At 72.4% G+C, this 22,731-nt stretch carries 18 protein-coding genes; 10 read left to right on the top strand and 8 right to left on the bottom strand.

Translation table 11 applies throughout. The features are described from left to right. Positions 1-10 precede the first annotated feature (10 nt). Together P3T27_RS36510 and P3T27_RS36505 are read right to left on the bottom strand one after the other, a co-directional pair. On the bottom strand, positions 11-2,548 hold the full coding sequence (locus P3T27_RS36510; RefSeq protein WP_280685621.1) for a hypothetical protein: 2,538 nt from the start codon (positions 2,546-2,548) through the stop codon (positions 11-13). Positions 2,549-2,629: 81 nt separating this feature from the next. Further along, positions 2,630-3,364 (bottom strand): Crp/Fnr family transcriptional regulator, encoded by a 735-nt coding sequence (locus P3T27_RS36505; protein WP_280685620.1) that lies wholly within the window; start codon positions 3,362-3,364, stop codon positions 2,630-2,632. A gap of 173 nt (positions 3,365-3,537) precedes the next feature. Here P3T27_RS36505 and P3T27_RS36500 point away from each other — a divergent pair, with 173 nt between their 5' ends. The 6 genes from P3T27_RS36500 (at position 3,538) to P3T27_RS36475 (ending at position 8,994) form a co-directional block, all read left to right on the top strand. After that, positions 3,538-4,281, top strand: coding sequence for a hypothetical protein (locus P3T27_RS36500; protein ID WP_280685619.1), 744 nt, complete (start codon positions 3,538-3,540; stop codon positions 4,279-4,281). Between the two features lie 7 nt (positions 4,282-4,288). Next, positions 4,289-4,705 (top strand): hypothetical protein, encoded by a 417-nt coding sequence (locus tag P3T27_RS36495; RefSeq protein ID WP_280685618.1) that lies wholly within the window; start codon positions 4,289-4,291, stop codon positions 4,703-4,705. Beyond that, positions 4,702-5,904, top strand: a complete 1,203-nt coding sequence (locus P3T27_RS36490; RefSeq protein ID WP_280685617.1) for a protein phosphatase 2C domain-containing protein — start codon at positions 4,702-4,704, stop codon at positions 5,902-5,904. Before P3T27_RS36495 ends, P3T27_RS36490 begins: the two co-directional genes overlap by 4 nt. Beyond that, the gene (locus P3T27_RS36485; RefSeq protein WP_280685616.1) at positions 5,901-7,040 is read left to right on the top strand and encodes a hypothetical protein; all 1,140 of its coding nucleotides are present in this window, start codon (positions 5,901-5,903) and stop codon (positions 7,038-7,040) included. The genes P3T27_RS36490 and P3T27_RS36485 overlap by 4 nt, the downstream gene beginning before the upstream one ends. Positions 7,041-7,056: 16 nt before the next feature. Then, entirely contained in the window at positions 7,057-7,707 is a 651-nt protein-coding gene (locus tag P3T27_RS36480; RefSeq protein ID WP_280685614.1) for a VWA domain-containing protein, read from the top strand. A gap of 537 nt (positions 7,708-8,244) precedes the next feature. After that, complete coding sequence (locus P3T27_RS36475; RefSeq protein WP_280685613.1) at positions 8,245-8,994, top strand: polysaccharide deacetylase family protein; 750 nt, start codon at positions 8,245-8,247, stop codon at positions 8,992-8,994. A gap of 53 nt (positions 8,995-9,047) precedes the next feature. Here P3T27_RS36475 and P3T27_RS36470 read toward each other — a convergent pair whose 3' ends face one another. Next, complete coding sequence (locus tag P3T27_RS36470; protein ID WP_280685612.1) at positions 9,048-10,445, bottom strand: glutamate-cysteine ligase family protein; 1,398 nt, start codon at positions 10,443-10,445, stop codon at positions 9,048-9,050. Further along, complete coding sequence (locus P3T27_RS36465; RefSeq protein ID WP_280685611.1) at positions 10,442-11,977, bottom strand: NAD(P)/FAD-dependent oxidoreductase; 1,536 nt, start codon at positions 11,975-11,977, stop codon at positions 10,442-10,444. The genes P3T27_RS36470 and P3T27_RS36465 overlap by 4 nt, the downstream gene beginning before the upstream one ends. 484 nt (positions 11,978-12,461) lie before the next feature. Between P3T27_RS36465 and P3T27_RS36460 the strand changes: the two genes are divergently transcribed. Together P3T27_RS36460 and P3T27_RS36455 are read left to right on the top strand one after the other, a co-directional pair. After that, positions 12,462-12,830 carry a hypothetical protein gene (locus P3T27_RS36460; protein ID WP_280685610.1) on the top strand — a complete coding sequence of 123 codons (369 nt, stop codon included), beginning with the start codon at positions 12,462-12,464 and terminating at the stop codon, positions 12,828-12,830. 592 nt (positions 12,831-13,422) lie between these two features. Continuing rightward, positions 13,423-15,147, top strand: a complete 1,725-nt coding sequence (locus tag P3T27_RS36455; protein WP_280685609.1) for an amidohydrolase — start codon at positions 13,423-13,425, stop codon at positions 15,145-15,147. Between the two features lie 175 nt (positions 15,148-15,322). Here P3T27_RS36455 and P3T27_RS36450 read toward each other — a convergent pair whose 3' ends face one another. Next, the gene (locus P3T27_RS36450) at positions 15,323-17,437 is read right to left on the bottom strand and encodes a glycoside hydrolase (protein WP_280685608.1); all 2,115 of its coding nucleotides are present in this window, start codon (positions 17,435-17,437) and stop codon (positions 15,323-15,325) included. 277 nt (positions 17,438-17,714) lie between these two features. Between P3T27_RS36450 and P3T27_RS36445 the strand changes: the two genes are divergently transcribed. Next, a complete protein-coding gene (locus P3T27_RS36445) occupies positions 17,715-18,164 on the top strand; it encodes a MarR family transcriptional regulator (protein WP_280685607.1) in 450 nt (149 codons plus the stop codon). Here P3T27_RS36445 and P3T27_RS36440 read toward each other — a convergent pair. The 3 genes from P3T27_RS36440 to P3T27_RS36430 all read right to left on the bottom strand — a co-directional run bounded on the left by P3T27_RS36440 (position 18,161) and on the right by P3T27_RS36430 (position 21,959). Next, the gene (locus P3T27_RS36440) at positions 18,161-18,829 is read right to left on the bottom strand and encodes a cysteine hydrolase (protein ID WP_280685606.1); all 669 of its coding nucleotides are present in this window, start codon (positions 18,827-18,829) and stop codon (positions 18,161-18,163) included. The two genes, P3T27_RS36445 and P3T27_RS36440, sit on opposite strands and share 4 nt — an antisense overlap. A gap of 60 nt (positions 18,830-18,889) precedes the next feature. Beyond that, positions 18,890-20,323, bottom strand: coding sequence for an MFS transporter (locus P3T27_RS36435; RefSeq protein ID WP_280685605.1), 1,434 nt, complete (start codon positions 20,321-20,323; stop codon positions 18,890-18,892). 178 nt (positions 20,324-20,501) lie between these two features. Next, positions 20,502-21,959, bottom strand: coding sequence for an amino acid permease (locus P3T27_RS36430; RefSeq protein WP_280685604.1), 1,458 nt, complete (start codon positions 21,957-21,959; stop codon positions 20,502-20,504). A 341-nt stretch (positions 21,960-22,300) separates the two neighbouring features. On the opposite strand from P3T27_RS36430, the gene P3T27_RS36425 reads away from it, so the two are divergent. Beyond that, positions 22,301-22,507, top strand: coding sequence for a hypothetical protein (locus tag P3T27_RS36425; RefSeq protein ID WP_280685603.1), 207 nt, complete (start codon positions 22,301-22,303; stop codon positions 22,505-22,507). The last annotated feature ends 224 nt before the right edge of the window (positions 22,508-22,731 follow it).

Here is a 22,731-nt window from a genome sequence, read left to right as displayed (position 1 = left end):
TTGTGGCGGATTACCAGGCGGTGCAGTGGATCACCAGACTCTGCCAGGCCGAGTTGTATGCCGAAGCCTGGCTGGCCGTGTTGTAGCCGGTACTGGGATTGTTCCGAAGCGAGCGGAACTGGCTCTCGTCCTGCTGGAGAGCGGTCAGAATGCCCTTGAGGTTGGAGACCACGGATCCGTCCCGCGCTTGCGAGATGGCTCCCCGCAACGTGGACTCGCTGGCGCGCAGGTCTTTGAGGATGATGTCGATACGGGATTTCATCGTGCTGTCGTCGGGCACGGTGGAGGTCCGTCGTGAGTTGTACGCGGCTACGGCGTTGTTGTATGAGCCGAAGGCGCTGTGAACGGCGGCCAGGTCGGCGTTGTACTGCTGGGTCTCTTTTCCCAATTCCGGTACCACCGTTGCGCACACGGGATCGACGGGGTCCGGCGTTACCAACGGGGCCGGGGCCGGCGGCTTGGGGGTGTAGACCGGCGGGGCCGGGGCCGGTGGGTTGGGGGAGCGGATCGGCCGAGTCGGGACTGGCAGGTTGGTGGCGTTGGCCGTTGTGGTCCGGTCCGACTGGTTCTGGGCGTAGACCATGGCGCCCACGCCGAGTACGGCTGAGGCGCCGACCACACAGGCGACGACGAGGGCTGCTCCGCCCTTGGCGCCCGCGGCACCGGTGGTGGCGAGCGCTGTGTGACCTGTACTGGTTGTGGTCGTGGTGCTGCTCGCGGCGTGCGTCGAGTGGGTGGCGGAGCTGTGCGCACCCGAGAGGTCGATCTTCTGCGGCACTGCGTGCGAGGGAGCGTGCGCGCCGGCCACGTGGCCGGTGGGTGGGGGCTGTTGGGCGGCCTGGGACAAGTCGATCACCTTCGGTGCAGCCGGCGGGTGCACGGGAGCCGGAGCACCGGAGGCGGGGACCGGTTGGGTGATCGTTGGGGGGCTGACCACCGGATGAGTGACCGTCGGCGGGGTGGCCACGGTCGGTGTCGGCGTGACCGGCGTGACCGGCGTGACCGGCGTGACCGGTGCAACTGGGGCGATCGGCGTCATCGGGGTGACCGGCACGACCGGCGCGAGAGGCGCGATCGGCGGCACCGCGGTGATCGCCGTCGTGGCGGCCTGGTGGGCCACCGAGTGCGCTTGCAGAGCGGCGAGTTCCTGCCAGAGCACTCCCGCCTCCAGCACCAGGGCCGTCGTCAGCGCCGCCCGGCCGATCGCCTTGCGGCGGGTGCGCGCCTCCCCCAGGAAGAACTCCTCGCCCGCGCGGTCGCCCGCGCTCTTCGCGGCGGCCCAGCCGGCTCCGAGGAGGCTGCCCCACGCGTCGAACTGCCGGGAGAGCGCCAGTTTCGGCGAGGCGGCACGGGCCAACTCCACGCCGAGCTGCGCCTGTCCGCTCCGCTCCGCTCCCAGCACCGCGACGTCCAGGGCCTGGAAGTGGGCCGCGACCTCGTCCGGGGTGGTCTCCCGCGACTCGACCCACGCGGTGAGCGCCCGGCAGAGCTGCGCGGCGGGGAACTGCGTCATCCGGCTCTTGAGCACGCACTCGGCGACGTCCGGCGGACACCCGTAGCCGGTTTCCGAGGCGACCAGCAGGCCGTGCCGCACCAGGCCGTCGGCGAGCGCATCGGCGTCCGTGCGGCCGAGCAGGGTGTTGAGCTGCCGTGCAGCCAACTCGGCGCCAGACAGCGAGCCGAGCAGGTACAGCAGGTCGCGCTCCTCCGGCCGGAGCCTGTTGAGCAGCGCGGGAAGCAGCGCGGGGAGATCGGCGATGCCCGGCAGGCCCTTGCCGGTCGCGGCCGACAGGGCGATGCGCCGCAGTCGGAGCGGATTGCCGTGCAGGGCGTCGCACAGCGCCGTCACGGTCCGCGCTTCGTCGGGCTGCAGCGCGCGGGCCAGGACCGTCTGCACCAGGACCACCCCTGCCGGGGCCGTCAGTCCGTCGAGTCGGATCGCGTGTACGCCGGCGACCGACGACCGGCGCTGCGAGGTGAAGACGAACGTGGAGTGCTCGGCCAGGTCGAAGAGCCGGTGCAGGTCCTTCTCGTCGAGTCCCGCGTCGTCCAGGTAGATCCGCAGCCGCAGGGTCTTCAGGTGCTCCTTCAGCACCTCCAGCGACGGCTTGTAGTTCGGCGCGTCGAAGCTGATGTCGAAGATCGCCTGCGCGAGGTCGTCGGCCGTCCGTCCGCCGGCTTCGATGTAGGCGGCGCCCTCGGGCCCGCGCGGCAAGGTGCGGGCGAGGTGGCGCAGCAGCGCACTCTTGCCGACCCCGGAAGTGCCCCAGATCTGCACCAACTGCCGTGCCCCGATGACCTGTTGCAGTATCTGGAGCTCCCGCTCCCGGCCGATCAGCGGATCGGCGGCGGAACGCGGCAGGTGGGAGATCGGCTGACGCTTGACCGGGTTCGGCGGAGGCCCCGCGTTCACGGTGATGGCCGAGCCGTTCCCGGTGGTGATGTTCAGGTTGGTCACGGTGTTCCGGTTGCCGACGATCATCGTTCCGGACACGTCGCCCGCCCGGATTCGCGCGGAACCGCCCGGAGCACCGTTGTTCTCTGGCATCTGTTTCTCCGGTCCTCTCCAACGCTCGGATCCCGGCACTCGGTCATGCTGGCGCCGACCCGTCGTCGGAACCCGGCGCTTTTACCTGTTTGGTGAGATCGCCCGTGAACCGGCCGGTTCGGCCGCGGCGGCGATCCGGGCGAGGTGATCCAGGTCGAGGATCGTGATCCTGCGGTAGCCCGTGACGACCGCGCCCGACTCCCGCAAGGCCCGCAGGGCCTTGTGGATCGACGACTCCGCGGCGCCGACCAGCGTGGCCATCTCCGGCTGCGACAGCGGGAGATGGGCTTCGGTGCGGCCGGGGCGCCCGTAGGTGACGGCAAGGTGGTGCAGGATCCTGGCCAGCCGCCCGAGCACGTCGCAACCGGTGAAGTCGACGATCCGGCCGGTTGCCGTGCGCAGCTTGGCCACCACGCTCGCGTTGAGTGCGAGCCCGATGGCGGGGTGCTGCTTCGTGCACGCCAGCAGTTCGGAGGGCAGGATGTAGCGGGCCAGCACCCGGCCGCAGGCGGTCACGGTGCCGATGCGCGGCTGACCGTCGATCCCGGCGAGCTCCCCGACGAGGTCCCCGGCCATCCGAACGGCCAGCAGCGCATCCCGACCGTCCTGTGCGTGCGCGGTGACCTTCACCGTGCCGCCGATCAGGAGCAGCGCGAAGTCCGAGGTGTCGGCCTCGTGGATGGTGATCTGACCGGCCGGGTAGACCACGCCGTGGCCGAGCCCCAGCAGGACTCGGCGATCGGCCTCGCCGACCCGGCCGAGCAGCCCGGTCGGCGGCCAGTAGGCCCCGGCCCCGCGCATCCGTGTGTTGCTCATCGGTCACTCCTCTTCCTCGTCCGGCCGAAGCCGGACAAGCCGTATTAGTAGCCGGTCCACCCGAGGACCCCTCCCCTACGATCTCGTTAACCATCGTGTCGGCACCGGGAATTCGGTGCCGACGGCAGATCGATCTTCGAACTGCCGGCCCCCGTCGTGATCGCGGAGGGAATGTGAATCCGAGGTACGAGTACCGAGCTCTGCTGGCGTGCGACATCGCGGGTTCCGCGGGCCGCGGTCAGCAGCGGCTGCAGGAGATCCGCGGTGTGCTGCGGTCCGCGCTGTTCGGCGCCCTCGGCGTCGCGGAGCTGGACCGGCGGGACTTCGCGTACGTGGACACCGGCGACGGCTGCCGGCTCGTCGCCCCGGCCGGGTTGCCCAAGGCCGGACTGCTGGTCCCGCTGCTGCCGGAGCTGGGCTCGCGGATCCGCGAGCACAACCGGCACGCCGGCCCGGACACCCGGCTGAGGGTACGGGCCGCCGCGCACGCGGGGGAGGTCCGGCTCGATCCGGACGGCACCGTCTCCGGCACCCCGTTCGAGACGCTCGCCCGGCTGCTCGACTCGCCCCCGCTGCGGCAGGCGGCCCTGGCCGGTCCGGACGGCACCCCGGTGGCCGCGATGCTTTCGCAGCACTACTACGAGGAGACGGTCGGGCACGGCTACGAGGGGCTCGAAGCCGGCGCCTTCACGGCGGCCGAGGTCCGGGTCAAGGAGTACGCCGCACGGGCCTGGCTCTGGTACCCGGGCAGCCCGGTCGGGCCGCACGGCGGTCCCGGCCCGGAATCCGGCTCCCGCGAGCGGCCTGCGGAAGCCGAGCCGCGGACCGTGGAGCAACTCGTCCAAGCCACGGGGAACGGCACGGTCTTCGCCGTCGGCCGAGGTGACCAGCACATCCGCTACAACGAACGGAGCTGAAGCGCCGATGAACCAGGAACTCGCCGAGCTGGCCGCGAGCGGAGCCACCGCTCTGGTGTCCGCGATGGGCACCGATCTGTGGAACGAGGCGAAGCGACTGATGAGCGGCGTCATCGCCCGGGCCCACGGCAGTCGCCGCAGGGAACTGTCCGTCGCGCTGGAGCGGGGGTCGACCGCCACGAGGGGAGCGGTCGACGCCGCGGCCGTGGACTTCTGGACCGAGGCCCTGTTCCAGTTGCTCGACCGGAACCCGGCTCTCGCCCAGGACGTCATAGCTCTGGCGACGCTGCGGACCGCGCAACGGCCGGAGGTCGTGGTCCAGGTCAACTCCGCCACCGGTTCCGGTGAGGTGTTCGCGGTGCAGCACGGTGACCAGCACTTCGCCTCCGGGCCGAGGTCCCGCGATCGTGAGGAACGGCCGTGAGCGGGGGCGACGGCCGGCGGGACGGCCTGGCGGACGGCTGGGTGCGGGCGGGGCTGCTCGCAGCCGTCGCCATCGGGGCCTTCGCCGAGGTCGGCACGCCGCACCGGCACTACGGCTGGCTGGTGGACGCGTTCGCCCTCGCGGCGGTGGGTGTCGTCGGCGCGGCGGCCGCACTGGGGTCCGAGGCCGCCGCGACGCCCGCCCGGCAGCGGGACCGGCCCGAACGGGAGCCCCGGCCCGACGCGACGGTGCCGGTCTGCCGCTTTGTCGCGGCACCGGCGGTGCCGACGGCCCAGCCCGGCAGGCCCCGGCCGTTCCTGCGCGAGAGGCCGACCGACCTGAGCGTGCCCCGCTTCGGCGAAGGCGCGCGGGCACAGGGCTACCCCTGGCTGCTGCCGGAGCGCACGGTGCAGAACGGCATCGCCGCCGACGAAGCCACGGTCGGTGCCCTCACCATCCGGGCCGCCTCCGTCGTCGGGCCCGGCCACCGCTGCGGCCAGCCCGCCGAGCCGCGACAGGACTCCTACCGGATCGGGCGGAGCCCGGACAGCCGGTACGCGATCGTGGCCGTGGCCGACGGCCTGTCCAGCGCGGCCTGGTCCGACGTCGGGGCCACCGCGGCCTCCAGCCAGGCCGTCACCCTGCTGCGCGAGCAGATCGAGACGGTCGGCTTCGACCGGCTCGACGTCAAGGCGCTGTACGGGCGGATCGCGGAAGCGATCGCCGCGCACGCGGCCGGACGCGGCGTCGGCACCTCGCACCTGGCCACCGTGCTGATCACCGCGGTGATCGCCGAGCCGGACGTGAACGGCGTGGCGCGGGCATGGGTCGGGTGGCTCGGTGACAGTTCGGCCTGGACCCTCGACCCGCGCGTTCCGCTGTGGCAGTTCTCCGCCGGCGAAGCCAAGGACCGCGCGGCCGCGGTGGTCTCGAACGAGGTCGCCGGCCGACTGCCGGACACGCCGCACCTGGCCGTGGACGGTTACGTCACCCTGGCGGCCGGTGCCGCCCTCGCCCTGGTCACGGACGGGATCGGCGACGCGTGGGCGGACCCGGCGGGCAACGTCAACGAGTACTTCGCCAACGCCTGGCGCGCGCCGGTCCCGGCCACCCGGTTCACCGCCGACGTCGGCTTCGACGCACCGCAGTGCCTCGACGACCGCACCGCCGTCGTGGTGTGGAACGGCAGCGGGACATGACCGACTCCGATCCCGTCGCCGGCGGCGGCGCCCCGGCGGTGGACCCGCGGGGCTGGGCGTTGCCGAGGACCGTGGGCCTCGCCGATCTCGGACCGCTCGCCGAGCCGATCTCCGAACACAACGGCCAGGCCGTCGCCGTACGGCCGCTGACGGACCATCCGGGCTGGCTGGCCAAGCTCTACCGGCCCGGCCTGCACCAGGAGGACGGCCACCGGATCGACCTGCTGATCTCGGCTCCGGACACGCTGCCGGAGACGGAGCGGGCGACCCTGTACGCCGGGACGTGCTGGCCCGCGGCCCGGATCCACGAGCCCGGCAACCCGGCCGTCGGGTGCGTGATCCCGATGGCGCCCGAGCAGTACCGTTCCGAGCTGCGGCGCGGCAAGTTCAGCGAGCGCCGGTTCCTGGAGATCGACTGGCTGGCGAAGTCCGACGAGTCGATCCGGGGCGTCGGCCTGCCGCGCCCCGGCTTCGAGGGCCGACTGACGGCCTGCCGCCAACTGACGGAGCTCGCCGCGATCCTGGAAGGCCTGGGCCTGGTCTACTCGGACTGGTCGTTCTCCAACGCCTTCTGGAGCCCGGAGCAGCGCTCCGTCTACCTGATCGACGTCGACGGCTGCCAGCCGAAGAAGATGCCCGACATCCACCAGCCGAACTGGGCCGACCCGCTCACGCCGCCGGGCTCCGACGCGGACCAGTACACCGACCGCTACCGACTCGCCCTGCTCGTCGCCAAGTGCCTGACCGGCCGGCGCGACGCGAGCACCTTCCACGGCGTCGCCGCGTCCCCCTGGCCGAACCAGCCCGCCGTCTCCGAGGTCCTGCTGGACATGCTGCTCGCGACCGACCGGGAACGACGGCCCGCGGCCGCCCAGTTGAACCAGGCGCTGAACAACGGGCCCTACCTCAGGGCCGTGCCGCGTCCGACACGCACTCCGCTGCCCCAACTGCCTCCGGTACAGGCTCCGGTGCTGCGTCCGCAGCCCGCGCCGCACGCGATCCCGGAGTCCCCCACCGTCACCCGCATCAGCACGGTCGAGGAGAAGCAGAAGGACGCGACCGGCTCGTCCACCAAGTGGATCTGGGTGCTCGCCTTCGTCGTGATCCTGGTCGTCATCATCGCCTCCAACCACTAGCTCAGAGGTGCACACAATGTCACTCTGCCTGCCCACCTACGTGGTGATCGACGCCTCCTCGTCGATGAAACCGCACGAGGCAGTGCTCAACGCGACCCTCTCGCGTCTGCACTACAACCTGGCGACGAATCCGCGCGTCTCGGAGTTCGCCAGGGTCAGCGTGGTCGCCTTCTCCACCGACGTGCACGTGGTGATCCCGATGTCGGACATGGAGCAGGTCCCGAGCATGCCCGAAGTGATCTGCGGCGGGGGCACCGAGTACGGCAAGGCCTTCGACCAGTTGCGGCAGAGCATCGAACAGGACGTCAGCAGCCTGCGGGCGCAGCAGTACAGCGTGCTGCGGCCGGCGATCTTCTTCCTGACCGACGGCGCTCCGACCGACGCGAGGTGGCGGGACTCCTTCCGCACGCTGGTGGACCGGAACTGGCCGCGCCACCCGCACGTGATCGCCTACGGCTTCGGCGGCGCCAGGCGCGACGTGCTGAAGGAGGTGGCGACCAAGGCACTGTTCATCGCCGACGGTTCGGACACCGAGTCGGCGCTGAGCGGGGCGATCACCGGCCTGCTCAACACCCTGATCGCCTCCTCGCAAACCGGTCAGATGCAGATCGCCACCGACGTCAAGGGCTTCGAGTACGTCCAGGTCGCCCAGGAATACGTGGACTGAGCGTGGACACCGACCTGCGTACCACGGCGCCCCGGGCGCTGCGGGCCTCCGCCGGGCTGTCCGTGCTGGCCGCGGTGCTGCTCGCCTGCGGCGGCGTGGTCGAGGTGGCGGGCAATCTCCTCGGCCCCTCGACGAACGGGGGCGGAGGCGGCTCGCACCCGGCGACGTCGATGCCGGTACAACCGACCTCGACCCCTGATGTCTCCTCTCCCGCCGCGGCGCCGTCGCCGAGTTGCTCGCTCTCACCCTCACCCACCCAGCTGCCCGAGCCTACGACCACCGCCACCACACCGGCGTCTCCTTCGGAGCATCCTCCAGGGAGAGGGGCATCCCGGACGAGGACTCCTGCGACGAAGAGTGCTGCTCCGTAGCTGCGATACCGGCGGGGTCGCCGAGGGAGGTCAGAGAGTTGACTGCCAGGGAATTGCAGGTTTCGCACCGCGGGCCGTCCGGAGACAGGGACCGGCCAGATCGTGGATGAGGTCTGGAGAGCAATAGTGGCCACGGGAGGCGAGGTGCCGTGCTGACGCTCGGCGCGTGGTGACGGCGGGCGCGGCGGCCGCGGCACTGCTCGCCGCCGCCGGCACCGTGCTGAAGGCGCCCGACGGGCTCGGTGCGCTCGCCGGCTCCCCGGCCGCACCGGCCAGCGCCACCGCTCCGGACCCGAACCTCCCGGCGCCGCTCGTCGACATGAGCGTCTCCCGCCAGTCCGAGGACCCGGGACGGACCGTCAACCTCACCATCGACGACGGGCCCGACCCCCAGTGGACGCCCAGGATCCTGGACGTCCTGGCCCGCAACGGCGCCAGGGCCGTCTTCTGCATGCTCGGCCCCAACGCCCAGGCCCACCCCGATCTCGCCAAGCAGGTCGTCGCCGCCGGCCACCGCCTGTGCGACCACACCGTCAGCCACGACACCGCCATGGACCACAAGGACGTCGGCTACCAGCAGCAGGAGATCCTCGACGGCCTGCGGATGATCCAGGACGCCACCGGTGGCGCCCCCGTCCCCTACTACCGGGCCCCCGGCGGCGCGTTCACCCCCGAGAGCCGCCAGATCGCCGCGGCCCACGGCATGCGCCCGCTCGGCTGGAACGTCGACACCCGCGACTTCGAGCGCCCCGGCCCCGACCAGATCGTCGCGACGGCCGAGGCGCAGCTCCGCAACGGCCCCACCGTCCTGCTGCACGACGGCGGCGGGAACCGGGCCCAGACCCTCGAAGCGCTCGAACGGCTCCTGCCCTGGCTCAAGGACAACGGCTACGCCTTCAGCTTCCCGCGCCGATGACGGGGGACGGCCGAGGCGGCCGGGCGTCGCCGGGTTCCGGCCTGGTACGCGGTTCAGACCCGGAAGGCCGCGACGTAGCGGGCGGGGTCGCGGGCCAGGTCCTTGTCCCAACGGTCCAGGCACTGCTCGGCGAATGTCCTTCCCCCGTCGAGCAGTTCGTCGAGGGGGTCGAGGTAATCCAGTACCTTCGCGGGCTCCAGCCCCGCGGATACCCGTGCGCTCAGCCCCGCGCGGGCCAGCCGGACCAGCTCGTGGGCGAGTTCGCGCACGGGGTCGCCACCGAGCGTGGTGTGCAGCCCGGTGCTCGGGAGTCTTGCCATCGCGGCGCGGTGGTCCCGCAGCGTGTAGCGCCTGAGCAGGTCCCAGGCCGCCGTTCGCGAGGGCTCGTGGTAGGTGAGGCCCACCCACAGCGCGGGGACGGCCGGGATGTGCTGGTAGGGCGGGCCGTCCGCCTCGCGCAGTTCCAGGGTCCGGCGGACCCGCACGTTCGTCCAGATCTGCGACAGGTGCGAGGCCCAGTGGTCGAGCGAGGGGACCGAGCCGTCGTCGAAGCCCCGCTCCAGGAGCAGGCCGAACGGCCGGTCGGGGGCCGGATGGAACCGGCCGTCCCCGCTGCGGTAGTAGATCATCGGGATCCCGAGGGCCCAGTCGATGACGTCGTCGGCGTCCACGTCCGGCCGCAGGGCGGGCGGCAGGACACCGCAGCGACGCGGATCCATCCGCAGCCAGGCATGGGAGCGGTGGGACAGCAGTTGGTTCGGCCGGCCGCCTTGGAGCGGCGAGTTGACGAGCAGTGCGGCGATGACCGGCGACGCGACCGTCTGCATCCGCAGCTTCTGGGCGAAGTCGTCGACCGAGACGTAGTCCAGGTGCACCTGAGTGCACAGGGACATCGACATGATCTCCAGCGCCCGACTGCCCGCCTCGCCGATGCGGGCGAAGTAGTCGCGCATGAGGGCGCCGCGGCGCATGGGCACCCAGGCGATGCTGCCCGGGGCGTCGAAGGGCAGGCCGGCTCCGGGCAGCAGGGCCCAGCCGAAGTCGGCGGCGAGTTCCGCAAGGCGCTCCATGGCGGTTCGCATCTCGTCGACGGCTGTTCCCAGGCCGATGGCCGGGGCGGAGGAGTACTCCACCTGCCCACCGTGTTCGAGCGTGATCTGGCTACCGTCGTCGAGGAGGACGCCGGTCAGGTTGCCGGAGTCCTCCAGTGGCTGGCCGCCCCACTGGGAGAGCACCGCCTTCAGCACCGCCCGCACTCCCCGCTCGCCCGAGTAGGGGGCGGCCAGGCCCGTTCGCGGGTCCACCAGGCCGCTCTCGATCTCCAGTCCGACCCGCTCGCACGCGCCGACCGGCGGGGCGAGCAGCGACCGGAGGGCGTGGCGGTCAAGCCCTCCGGCGGTCGCCGTGGACGGCTCGGGCCGGTGTTCGCCGGCCCGGGCGGTGCCGGTCATTCGGACTCCACCCGGGCCGGGATCCGCGCCTGCCGCCCGCGTTCGAGTACGTGGCCCACCGCGTTCAAGGCCGACTGTATGGCGCCCTGGCACCACGCGTGCGCACCGGACAGGTGTTCACCGGCGAAGAAGATCCGGGGATCGCCGGCCGGGTGGGGCGAGCCGAGCGCCGTGAGGTAGCGGGTGTGCTCGCCGGGCGTGAGGTGGGCGAAGGCGCCGCCCATGCCGAGCTGCTGGTCCCAGTTCCAGTGCACGATGTCGTCCACGTCGCCGTGGATACCGGGGTGCAGCCGTTCCAGGCAGTCCAGCACCAGCCGGTCCCGGTCGGCGTCCGGCAGCGCGGCCAGCCTGCGCGCGTTGGCTCCCCACGGGTAGGCCCCCAGGAGCACCGTGGGCTCCCGGGACCTGCCGGGGTCCCGGGCGACCCACCGCTCTCGGCCGGCGCCGTCCCCGTTCGGGGCCTCCTCAAGGAGGCGGGCGTTGTCGGAGGGGTACCAGCACTGCTGGATCGGCAGGTCCGTGAAGCTGCCCCCGCCGTAGATCCCGTCGTCCAGCTCCCACCTGCGCCGGGTGAGGTGCAGGAGCGTCTTGGTGCTGCTGGCGTAGTTGATGCCGCGGATGGCGTGGCGCTGGGCGTGCGGCAGGCCCGGGACGAAGGCGACGTGGTCGAGCGCGGGCGCCGGGACGCAGCAGACGACGACGTCGACGTGCTCGGTCAGCACGTGGTCCAGCCGTTTCCCCTTGACCAACACGCCGTCGCCGGTCAGCGCGAGTTCGTCGATGCGGGTGGACAGCCGCAGGGTTCCCGGCAGCAGCTTGTGGACGAAGGCGCGCACCAGGGCGTCCATGCCGTCGACCAGCTCCAGCTGGCCGGCGTGGAACAAGCCGAAGTAGTCGACCAGGACCTCGATCAGGGAGGACTGCTCGTAGTGGACCAATCCGCTCGCATGGCCCACCAGGTCCCAGGCGTCCTGCGACAGGTGCTCGCGGACGAACTGCCACAGCGACACCGAGACGAGCCGCTCGAGTGCGGGATCGTCCCAGCAGCCGTCGAGCAGGCGCCGCTGCTGGCCCGCCGTGAGCGTCTGCCAGGCGCTCACCAGGAGGCGGTGGAGAATGCGGGCCGGGGCCTCCTGCTCGGCGGCGCGCAGGGAGAACGCCGTGAACAGTTCGCGCACGTCACGCACTCGGGCCCGGCGCCCGCGCAGGTGGTAGTAGGCGAGCGGGTTGACGTTGACGAAGGGGCGGGTCGCCAGGGCGAACTCGGACACGTAGTGCAGGACGCAGTGGTGGTTGGAGGGGATGCGCATGGCTCCCAGGTCCGCGTGCGTGCCGTCCCAGAAGTGATGCGTACGCACTCTCCCACCCGGTCGGTTCGACCGCTCGAACAGGACGACGTCGCAGCCGCGGCGCTGAAGCTCGTACGCGCAGACCAGGCCCGCCACGCCCGCCCCGATCACCGCGACCCGACCCGAAGCGCCGACCGCCGGCTCCAGTAGACCGACCGGGAACGCGAAGCTCCTGTCGAACACTCGCGCCTCCGCAATCGCGTCGATGCCCCGCCACGCCCCAGCCTGGGCCAGCGCGGCACCGCCAACAACCGGGACACCTCCATTCGAAGCCCGACCGCCGTGGTCGACCGACCTGATGAGGCCGGCCGGCCCCCTCGCCACGCTCAAGGCACTCTGCCTCTTCGTGGGTCCGCGTGACTGCTCGGCGATCACCTTCGATCGGGCGGAACGGTTCGCGGGGCCTGACCAGCTCGAACGCGGGGTGACGGCGGTGGTCGAGGAGGGCGGTGGCCAGGCGGCAGACGCCGCTGGAGCGTCCGGTGGCGGTGGCGATGGTGATCTCGCATTCGATGACAGATCAAGGACCCTTGTCGACCACCATGCAGCCTTGACTTCATGGCCTTGATCTTTAGGCCTGAAAGTCGCTATCCGAAACCGGTGATCAAGCCGTAGGAATGGCTTCACGGCCTGACCGGCCACCCGCGATCAGAAGGAGCCACCATCCATGATTCGCCTTCGCACCACCTGTATGGCCATCGCCGGTGCCGCAGCGATGTTCGCCCTGACCGCCGCGCCCGCCCAGGCCGCCCCGGGTGACGTCACGACCTCGTGCGGAAGCGTTCTCACCCCGACCGGCTACGTCGATGTGAGTTGGGGTTACAGCAGCAGCTGCGGCACGCAGAGCTTCAGCCCGAACATCAAGCAGATAAAGCAGCTCACCGGACTGCCCGTCGGCACCGTGGTCCAGGCCTGCTCCTCGACCTACCCGCCTGCGGGCTGGGTCCAGACCGGCTCGTACTACAGCAGCAGCTGCGTCGCCTGGTCGAACCCGAGCTTCAACAACAACGCCTGGCAGCTGAAGCGCGTCTCCTGATCCGGCGAGCCCGCTCGGATCCTCGGTCGGGTACCCGACTTCAGAGCTTCAAGGGCGACGGATCCTGATGGTCCCGCTGCCGGATGCCCAGCGGTGGTGGTACCCGTGCCGAGAAGGCCTCTGATCGAGGTCCCGGCCAGTAGGGCGACCGGGACCTCGGTGTCAGGGCCGGGGTGTCCAGCCGGGTGGGGTGAGGGCGGTGTCCGTGAGGATCCGGCCGACCGTCCCCGCCAGGGTGCTGTGCTGCGGGATGACGTGTTCGACGCCTCCGGGCAGCTGGTACCAGCCGACCGGTCTGGTGGGCGCGGGCGATGACCTTGACGGCCTGGGCCTGGGCCTGGTCGCTGTCGCCGGAGATGGGCCGTAGCCGGTCCCATTAGGCGGTGGCGGTGGCGGTGGCGAGGGCGACGGCGTGGACGCGGTCGACCAGGTCGGCGTCCAGGCCGGCGACGGCCGGCCGCACCGCCGCCTGGCGCGGCGGCGCAGCCGGCGCATGCGGGGGCGCCGCGCCGACAGGTCGACCACAAGAGGTGATACCGCGATCACGATGGGTAGGAGCGGGGCGTCAACCCCCTACCCACGGGAGACCCGCATGGCCCAGCAGGCCGACCTCATCCTCCACGGCGGCGCGATCGTCACCGTCGCCGAGAGCGCCGACGGCGACGCCCGGCCCGAGGCCGTGGCCGTCAAGGACGGCACGATCGTCTTCGTCGGCCCCCGGCAGGAGGCGCTGGACCAGTGGGGCGGCCCGCACACCGTCGTGCGGGACCTCGAGGGCCGCGCCCTCCTGCCCGGGTTCGTCGACGCGCACGGGCACCTCGGCGGCATCGGCCTCCAGGCCGTCATCGCCAACCTGCTGGCCGCCCCGGACGGCGACGTCACCGACCTCGGCTCGCTGAAGGACAAGCTGCGGGCCTGGGCCGCGAGCCCGGTGGGCACGGACTCCGAGTGGATCGTCGGGTTCGGGTACGACGACGCGATGCTCGCCGAGGGCCGCCACCCCACCCGCGAGGACCTCGACGAGGTGTCCACGGACCGCCCGGTGCTCGCCATCCACCAGTCCTTCCACCTCGGCGCGGTGAACAGCCTCGGCCTGAAGCGGCTCGGCTACTCGGCCGCCACACCCGACCCCGAGGGCGGGGTGATCCGACGGCGCGAACTCGCCGTCCCACCCGCGTACGGCGAGCCCGACGGGGTGCTGGAGGAGAAGGCGTTCACCCCGGCCTCGGACCTGGCGCTCGCGGGGCTGCCGGAACGGGAGCTGCTGATGCTGTTCGTCACCGGCGCGGCCGCGGCGGCGAGCTTCGGCTTCACCACCGTCCAGGAGGGCGGCACCACCCTCGCCAACCTCAAGGCGCTGCGGGACACGGCCGCCGCCGTGCCGTTCGGGATCGACGTGGTCGCGTACGTGAAGGCCGGCGAGGCGACGTCCTCCGCACTGGACGACCCGATCGGGGTGAGCGACGAGTACGTGGACGGCGTCCGCGCGGCCGGGGTGAAACTGGTCCTGGACGGCTCGCCGCAGGGGCGCACGGCGTGGCTCACCGAGCCGTACCTGACGCCGCCGACCGGGAAGCCCGAGGACTACTGCGGGTACCCGGCGGAGCCGGACGACGCGGTGGTGGCCAAGCAGGTCGGCACGGCGGTCGAGCGGGGCTGGCAGGTACTGGCGCACGTCAACGGCGACGCGGCGATCGACCAGTTCCTCGGGGCGGTCGAGGCGGCCGGGCCAAGCCGGCGGCCGACCGTGGCCATCCACGCGCAGACCGCCCGCGAGGACCAGGTCGAGGCGTTCGCCCGGCTGGGGATCGTGCCGTCCTTCTTCTCCATGCACACCTACTACTGGGGCGACTGGTACCGCAGGACGGTCCTCGGCGAGCAGCGGGCCGCCGTCATCTCCCCCGCCCGCTGGGCGCTCGACCGGGGCCTGCGCTACACCTCGCACCACGACGCGCCGGTGGCGTTGCCGAACTCGATCGCCGTGCTGTCCAGCCAGGTGACCCGGCGCACCCGCACCGACGAGGTCGTCCTCGGGCCGGAGCAGCGGGTGTCGGCCCTGGAGGCGGTCCGCGCGATCACCCTCAACGCCGCCCACCAGTACGGCGAGCAGGACCGCAAGGGCAGCATCGAGGTCGGCAAGCTCGCGGACCTGGTGATCCTCAGCGCCGATCCGCTGACCGTCGACCCGGAGGAGATCCGCGACATCGAGGTCGTCGAGACGATCAAGGCGGGGATGACCGTCCACCCGCCCGCACCCGCCGGCCGGGCCTTCGCGAGCCCGGCCACCGCACCCACCCCGCAGTGGGGCTGCTGCTGAACGGCGGCGTCCTGCCGAGCCACGCCCGGCAGGACCATGAGGTACGGCCAAGCCGGGATCCGTGGCCGTGCCGTCCGCGATGAGCTCCGCCCGGCCGGGGCTCCCGGGCCACGGGCGACCGCGCGGTCGCCCGTGGCCCACACCACCCCTCGGCCCGACAGCCCGTCGGAACCGTTCAGGAGACCACGTCACCCGGGCAGAGCCGCTGCGTGCCCGGCCGCCCGCGCAGGGTGGCGTCCACGCAGCCGCCCGGCAGGCCGTCGTGGACCGTGGTGCCGAAGTTGGCGGTGACGGTCAGCGTGCCGTCGCCGAAGACGGTCCGCTGCACCAGGTGGTCGTCGCTCAGCCAGCGGAAGGAGGTCAGCGGCCGGGTGCCGGCCGCCTGGTGCAGCGGGGCGAAGTACCGCTGCAGGGAGGCCAGTTCCCGCAGGTTCTGACCGTCGCGCGGGTCCTTGTCGCTGAGCACGAAGTTGAGCGGGGTGTTGTAGAGCATCGCCAGCAGCGCGCGCGTGGTCTTCTGCTCCGGCAGTTTGCCGAAGGGCAACTCCCAGCGTTCGACGTTGACCAGCGAACCGTGCAGCGCCGTCTCGTACAGCGGCACCCGGTACCGCGGGTCGTACATCGCCTTCAGGGCGGCGGCCACCCGGGCCTGGTGCCCGGGCTCGAAGTCCGTGGTCCGCACCGGCTTGAAGAAGGTGGCGGCGGCCTGGTCCGGGGTGTAGCCGCCCCAGGCGCCGTCGTCCTTGGGGTCCTGCGGCCCGCTGTCGAAGTGTCCGCTCTCCATCGCCCACAGCCGCCCGTCCACCGGGGTGCCCGAGCCGTGGTCGAAGGCCAGCACCTTGTTGGCCCAGGAGCCGGCGGACTCCGAGCCCAGGACCAGCGGGGCGGTCCGGCGCGTCGACGCGTCGTACGAGCCGTCCGTCAGGCGCCGCATCCGGGCGAGCCGGTTGGCACGGTCCTCGTCCATGGTCATCGGGTGGCCGGGGTCGAAGTCCCGGAAGAGCTCGCCCGCCGCGTCCACGTCGAGGAAGTAGCTGTCGGCCCCGTTGGCGACCAGCGAGCGGGTGCGGTCGGCCAGGTAGTGCTGCTGCGGCTCGGCCTGCTCGAACGCCTGCGAGCTGAGGTAGCAGCCCTTCTTGTGGAAGCCGGGTTGCGGCGTTCCGTCGGCCCCGAGTACGCAGAACCGGGGGTAGACGTCGTCCGGCCAGACGGTGTTGGGGGACGAATCGTCCGTCTTCTGCTGGCCGTTGGCGAAGGAGTCGTACGGCCCGACCAGATAGCCGGCGGCCTCGGCGGCCTTGACGTCCTCGCCCGTCATCGGGGAGTCGTCCGAGTCGTAGCCGAGCCAGAGCCGGGAGACGCCCAGTTCCTTGAGCCGGTCGAGGTAGGCGGGCCGGCGGGCGCCACCCCAGGCGTAGGCGTGGAAGGCGCCGAGCAGCTTCGCGGTCTGCGGGTTCTGCTTGATCTTCTCGCTCAGACTGCCGAGCTGCCCGTGCTCCGCGAGCCAGTTGCGGTAGTCCACGGCCGGGGCCACCGGGGAGCCGTCGGTCAGGGAGAAGGCCACGGTGTACGCGCCGGTGCCGTTCCCGGCGGCGAACCCGTGCTCGGCCGTGGCCCGCAGCCGCCCGTCCTGGGAGGCGAACGTCAGCGACGTGCCGATGTCGGTGGGGACGATGTAGCCGACGCCGGCCCGGCCGGGGCGCAGCGTGTAGCCCCAGATCGGCATGGACAGCTGCGAGCTCAGCTCCTGCTCCTCGCCGACCAGCGCTCCGTCGGAGGAGTTCCAGAACGGGTCGTCGACGGGAACGGACAGCCCCTCGCCGCGCGGGAACTGGATCGCGGCGGCGGCCGGATCGGTGGCGGTCACCGGCCACCGCACCGAGGTGTCGCCGCCGGTGGCGGTGAGGGTGACCAGCAACCGGCCGTGATCGGCGCGCGCTTCGGCCCGCAGGCCCTTCTCCGGATACGACCAGCCGGCGCCGTCCGCCGTCCGGACCGGGTCGCTCGCCTTGCCCAGCCCCTGGGCGGCCGGCGCGGAGAGCAGGATCACCTGCCCGTCCTCGGTCCGGGCCTCGGCCCGCAGCGTGGCGGCGTCGATGCTGGCGGTGCCGCCGCGTACGGGCACGTCGACGCGCCCGCCGTGGATCCGCACCTGCGAGGCGGGGCCGCCGGTGGCGCTCGCCACGGTTGCGGACAGCAGCGCGGTGGACACGGCGAGGACGAGGACGGCGCGCGGAACGTGCCGGCGGGCCGGGCCCGCGAGGGATGACGTATGAGTACCGGTGTGCATGACCCAGTGATACGGAGCACTCCTAAGAGGTCCTTAAGAACGGACCGCTGACCACTGCTCAGGCTGATGGCACCGGCTCGGCCGCGCTACGAGTCGGGGCGCGGTTGTGGTGTGGACGTGTTGGTCTGGCGGTTCCGCTGGTGTGTGGCTGGCGGGTGATCAGCCGACGGATGGTCAGGGCGTCGGCGGCGTGGAGGACGTCGTCCCGGGCCCGGCAGGCCACCGCCCCGGCTCCATCCCTGGTCAGGGCGCGTGGGCCCTGTCCTATGCTGGCCCGGTGAGTAGTGAACCGGTTTCGCCCGAGGCCACCGCCGTCGAGCTGATGCGGGCCATGACCCGGCTGCGGGCGCGGCTGCGCACCGAGGCCCCGATCGACGACCTGCCCTGGAACTGGTCGCACCTGACCACCCTGCACCGGATCGTCCAGGACGGTCCGACGACCGCGAGCGAGCTCGCCCAGGCCGAGCACGTGCGGCGCCAGTCGATGGCGGAGACGCTGGCCGCGCTGCGCGAGGGCGGGCTGGTCACCACCGCCAAGGACCCCGACGACGGCCGCAAGACCCTGGTCAGCGCGACCCGGGTCGGCCGGGTCCTGTGCGAGCGCATCCCGGCGGCGCGCGAGGCCTGGCTGTCGGAGGCCATGCGCGCCACGCTCCGGGCCGAGGAGCGCAGGACGCTCCACCGCGCCGCGGAGATCATGAACCGGCTGGCGGACTCCGACCGTTAGTCGGTGCTGACCGCAGAGGTCAGCGTGTCGAGGTCCGCGGTGGTGACGATCTCGGCCTGGCGCGGGAAGACCTTCTCGACGAGCACCCGGTGCACCTCGGGGTCGGGGTCGGCGACGGCGTCGGCCAGCAGGAACAGCCGGTAGTCCGCGTCGGCCGCCTCCCGGAGGGTGCTCAGGACCACGCCGCTGGTGGAGAGCCCGGCCAGGACCAGGGTGTCCACGCCCCGGGCGCGCAGCTCGGCCCGCAGATCGGTGTCGCTGGCGAAGGCACTGAACCGGAACTTGCGTACGGACAGGTCCTCCTTCCGGATCTCCAGCGAGGCGTGCGGCACCGTGGCAGGGCTGCCGTCGGCGAGGTACCCGGCCGCGGCGGCCTGGGCGAAGGTCTTGTTGCGGGCGGGCACCGCGGCGGCGTCCGCCTCGGTGAGCGCGACCCGGACGAAGACGACCTGGGCGCCGTGGACGCGGGCCCAGGCCAGTGCCTCGCCCGCGCGGGCCAGCAGGCCCTCCGGGTCGGGGACGACGGCCAGTACGGCGGGCTGGAAGTCCATCAGCAGCAGTGCGGTGCGGGCCGGGTCGATGGCGGCGGCAGCGGCGGCAGCGGCGGTGAAGCCCGGTGCGGCGGTGCGGCCGGCGGTCTTGTCGGTGGTCTGGTCGGTGGTCATGTCGGTGGGCAACTCTCTCTGGATCGGTGCCGGTCCCGGTCCGGGCGGCGGTTGACGAGGTCAGTCAGCGTCCCGCCGGTCGGCGGTGGCCAACCGGCGGTCGCAGACGGTCAGGACGAGGACGACGACGGCGATCGGGACCAGCGCCCAGGCGATCTGGTGCAGGCTGCTGTCGTCCACGTGCTGGTGGAAGGCGGCGCCGGTGATCGCCGCGGAGGCGATCGACCCGAGGTAGCCGAAGGTGCGCAGCAGCCCGGACGCGGTGCCGACCGTGGCGGCCGGGGCCTCCTGGTAGAGGACGGTCTGGTTGGCGACCGACCCGGCGCCGGAGGTCAGGCCGAACACGGCGCTCGCGGCGACGACCGCGGCGATCGGGGTGCCGCTGCCGACGAAGAGCACGGCCACCGCGCCGACCAGCAGCAGCACCGCGCAGGCGACCAGCGGCATCCGGACGCCGGCCCGCCGCGACACCACCCGGGCGGTCAGCGCGGACAGCACGCCCATCGGCAGCAGCGCCAGTCCTGCCTGGTAGGCGGACAGTCCGCGGGCCGCTTCGAGCCACTGGGTGAGCCCGTACAGGATCACGTACGTGCCCAGCAGCGTCAGGCCGTTGCGGATGTAGGTGCGGGTCAGGGCGCCGTTGGTGGCGAGCAGCCGGACGTCCAGGAAGGGGTGGGCGGCGCGCAGTTCCCAGCCGACCAGGGCCGCGGCGAGCACCAGGGCGGCGGCGAGCGCGGGCCAGTTCGGGTGCGGCAGCGAGGAGAGGAGGACCACCACGGCGGTGAGCATGGCGCCGAACCCCAGCATGCCGGGCAGGTCGAGGCGGCGGGTCAGGGCGCGCGGTGCGAGGGGTCCGACCGGGTCGGGGTCGGGGGCGATCCCGATCAGGGCCAGCGCGAGGGCCACCGCCGCGACCGGGATGTTGATCCAGAAGGCGGTCTGCCAGCCGAGCCACCCGACCAGCAGGCCGCCGATGGCCGGGCCGACGGCCACGGTCGCCGATCCCGTGACGGCCAGGCCGCCGAGCACCCGGCGTGGCGGGGTCCGGTACCCGGCGTTCTGGGCGCGGCGGCGGATCAGCAGCATCGCTGCGGGGTAGCCCGCCGAGGTGCCCGCGCCGATCAGCACCCGGGCGGCGATCAGCGCCGGCAGGGAGTGGGCGAGCGAGCCCACCAGGCCGGCCGCGAAGACCAGCGCGATGCCGGTGAGGAAGACCCGGCGGGGCCCGAACACCTCGGCGAGCCGCCCGGAGGCTGGCTGGGCCAGCGCGCTGGTGAGGTAGAGGCTGGATATCAGGATCGCGGTGTCGCCGACGGCGATGTGCAGGGAGGCGGCGAGCGGGACCAGCGCCGTCGCGATGAGCGAGCTGTTGACCGGGTTGAGCGCGACCCCCAGGTAGAGCGGAGCGGTGAAGCGGGGGCCGAAGGCGTCACCGGTGGGCGTGCCGATCGCGGACGCCTGCCGCGAGGTGCTGGTGTCTCCGGCTGTCGACACGGTGCGGCTCCTTCCTCCGGGACCTCTGCGGGAGGCGGGCCTGCTGGGGAGATCCCGGCGGAGATAGGCAGGCCACCTGTCAAAAATATTAGCAGGTTGCCTGCCTATCCACTCGGCTTCCCCGGGCGGGCGGGCGGGCTGGCGGAGCGGGGCGGTGTCGGGCGGCGAGCGGCGAGCGTCAGGCCGGGCGGCGGGCGGCCATCCAGACGTAGACCAGGATTCCGGCGAACAGGAACAGCACGCCCTGGTAGACGGCCGCGTAGCCCGCGCCGGCGACCAGCCAGAGGGAGAAGCCGAAGGCGCCGAGGCCCAGTGCCGCGTCCCGGGCGAGCCGGCCGCCGGCCACCTTGCCGGACTCGCCGCGGACCAGCCAGTACAGCTGGGCGGCGGTGGAGAGCAGGTACGGGACGGTCGCGGTGAAGGTGGTGACCAGCACCAGGATGTCGAAGGCGCCCTTGGCGCCGGTGGCGAAGTTGAGGACGGTCAGCACCGAGGCCAGCGCGACACTGGCCACGACGCCGAACACCGGGACCCCTCGCCGCTCCTTGGCGAAGGCGGCCGGGAACAGTCCGTCCTTCGCGGCCGCGTACGGTGCCTGGGCGGCCAGCAGCGTCCAGCCGTTGAGCGCGCCGGTCATCGAGACGAGCGCGGCGACGGCGATGGCCGTGCCGCCCCACGAGCCGCCGAACATGGCGTCCACGGCGTCCGAGAACGGCGCGGTGGAGTGGATCAGCTGCTCGTGGGCGACGGTGCCGAAGACCGCGAGCGTGCCCAGCAGGTAGACCACCGCCGCGCCGGCCGTGCCGAGCACGCTGGCCCGCCCGACGTTGCGCTCCGGGTCGCGGACCTGGCCGGCGCTCATCGCGGCCGACTCCACGCCCAGGTAGCTGAACAGCAGGATCGCCGCGGCCGCCGTCATCCCGCCGGCCCAGCCGTGGCCGGTGGCGTCGAAGGGGCCGAGGTTCTTCGCGTCGAAGAAGCCGAGACCGCCCACCGCGACCAGCAGCAGCGGGATGAACTTGAGGACGGTGGAGACGAGTTGGACGACGCCGACGTAGCGGGTGCCGGCCAGGTTCGCCAGCGCGGGCAGCCACTGGAAGGTGAGCGCGGCGGCGATGCTGAGCCCGATGGAGTGGCCGACGGGCAGCAGCACGTCGAGGTAGCCGACGGCGGCGACCGCGAGCGCGGCGTTGCTGACCCAGGTGGTGATCCAGTACGACCAGGCCGACAGGAATCCGGCGAAGTCCCCGAAGGCCTCCCGGGCGTAGACGTAGGGCCCGCCGGTGCGCGGGTTGCGGCGCGCGAGCTGCCCGAAGATGAGCGCGAGCGCGATCGCGCCCACGGTCAGGACGGCGAAGGAGACCAGGCTGACCGTCCCGTAGGGGGCCACCGCGGCGGGGATCATGAAGATGCCGCCGCCGATGATGTTGGCCATCACCAGGGCGGTGGCGGTCGGCAGGCCGAAGCGTCCGCCCCGGCGGGGTGTCGGGGTGGCGGCGTCCGGGGTGACCGTTTCCGGGGTGTCCGGCGGGTTGGGGCGGGTCGCCTGCCGGGGTGCGGCCGGGCTGGTCTGCATGAGGGTGGTGCGCCTTTCGTGGTCCTGCTCGCGCTCGGTGGAGCGACTGTTCATGCTCAAACCAGGCGGTACCTTGCACCAAATCGATGGGATTTGTTCAGCCGACCTGGCATGTCACCGCAAGACTTGCGGTCCCACGGTGGCGGGACGGGCACTCGTCCTGCGGCGGTTCGACCCGACCGCGCGGAGTGCGGCCGGGTGTCCGAAGGCGTTCACCCGGACGAGGGGTGCCGTCACCCGGATACCTCAGCCCGGTTGCGCCGCGCCGCGGAAGGTGCGTGTTCGTGTGCAAACCTTGGCCCGGCGCCTCCCCGGTGGGGGCGTCGTTGCGTCCGCCGGACGGTCGAAGTGACCGTTCGGGGGCGCTGGTTGAGGACCACAGACGAACTAGGGGACAGTAGATGTCGCTTCGTGGGAAGATCCGCAAGCTCGCGGTGATCGTGGCCGTGACGGGTGCCGCCGTGGTGGCGGTGCCGACCTCGGCCATGGCGTTCGGCCACGCGCCGGTGCCGTCCTCCGGGCAGGGCCTGGAGTCGGGTTCGGCGGGTGTCGGCCTGTTCGGCCCGCACGCCCACTGGTTCAACTACCACGAGCACAGCGAGGGCTGATCGTCCGAGCTTCGAGCCCGGGGGCCGCTGTGGGCCCCCGGGCTCGCTGCTGTCCACCGGGCGCGGTGGGGGAACGGGAGTGTGCCCCGGCGTCGCCACGCAGGCGGGGGTTGGAAGAGAGGCCCTAGCTGTTCTGTCCCGTGAGGTTGGGGATGCGGCTTGCGGGTGGTTGGCCTGCGAGTGCGGTGTGTCCGCGGTGGTGATTGTAGGTGTGGAGCCAGGCG

The sequence above is a fragment of the Kitasatospora sp. MAA19 genome (assembly GCF_029894125.1).
Classification (GTDB): Bacteria; Actinomycetota; Actinomycetes; order Streptomycetales; family Streptomycetaceae; genus Kitasatospora.
This window is presented reverse-complemented; position numbering and strand designations above follow the sequence as displayed.

Bases quoted from the DNA above. Each gene is read 5' to 3' on its own strand.
- P3T27_RS36440 (WP_280685606.1), bottom strand. From the start codon at position 18,829: ATGACCACCGACCAGACCACCGACAAGACCGCCGGCCGCACCGCCGCA.
- P3T27_RS36495 (WP_280685618.1), top strand. From the start codon at position 4,289: ATGAACCAGGAACTCGCCGAGCTGGCCGCGAGCGGAGCCACCGCTCTG.
- P3T27_RS36485 (WP_280685616.1), top strand. From the start codon at position 5,901: ATGACCGACTCCGATCCCGTCGCCGGCGGCGGCGCCCCGGCGGTGGAC.
- P3T27_RS36455 (WP_280685609.1), top strand. From the start codon at position 13,423: ATGGCCCAGCAGGCCGACCTCATCCTCCACGGCGGCGCGATCGTCACC.
- P3T27_RS36470 (WP_280685612.1), bottom strand. From the start codon at position 10,445: ATGACCGGCACCGCCCGGGCCGGCGAACACCGGCCCGAGCCGTCCACG.
- P3T27_RS36505 (WP_280685620.1), bottom strand. From the start codon at position 3,364: ATGAGCAACACACGGATGCGCGGGGCCGGGGCCTACTGGCCGCCGACC.
- P3T27_RS36460 (WP_280685610.1), top strand. From the start codon at position 12,462: ATGATTCGCCTTCGCACCACCTGTATGGCCATCGCCGGTGCCGCAGCG.
- P3T27_RS36480 (WP_280685614.1), top strand. From the start codon at position 7,057: ATGTCACTCTGCCTGCCCACCTACGTGGTGATCGACGCCTCCTCGTCG.
- P3T27_RS36450 (WP_280685608.1), bottom strand. From the start codon at position 17,437: ATGCACACCGGTACTCATACGTCATCCCTCGCGGGCCCGGCCCGCCGG.
- P3T27_RS36510 (WP_280685621.1), bottom strand. From the start codon at position 2,548: ATGCCAGAGAACAACGGTGCTCCGGGCGGTTCCGCGCGAATCCGGGCG.
- P3T27_RS36425 (WP_280685603.1), top strand. From the start codon at position 22,301: ATGTCGCTTCGTGGGAAGATCCGCAAGCTCGCGGTGATCGTGGCCGTG.